Genomic DNA, 206 nt, shown 5'->3' with positions numbered 1-206 from the left:
CCTTCTTGGCCATCTTCCAATAACTGTACAGCATCGCCACCAGCAAAAATTTCTACCACTGTCGCGCTGTAATGCGTGCTGTCGTAGACTTTAAACTCAGTTAGTTTTTCTGATTTTAATTGCTCGTTGTAATCTGCACCACACTTACCCGCTTGCTGCGCAGTTTTACGCTGGACAGCCATGCATTCTTCAAAGCCTTTATGATC

General features: G+C 44.7%; 1 protein-coding gene. It reads right to left on the bottom strand.

Annotation, left to right across the window (positions count from 1 at the left end; genetic code table 11):
* The coding region (locus tag V6260_RS19575) for a hypothetical protein (protein WP_341595644.1) at window positions 1–206 on the bottom strand (206 nt) is incomplete at both ends.

Source organism: Pseudoalteromonas aliena (assembly GCF_038155085.1).
Lineage (GTDB): Bacteria > Pseudomonadota > Gammaproteobacteria > Enterobacterales > Alteromonadaceae > Pseudoalteromonas > Pseudoalteromonas aliena_A.
This window is presented reverse-complemented; position numbering and strand designations above follow the sequence as displayed.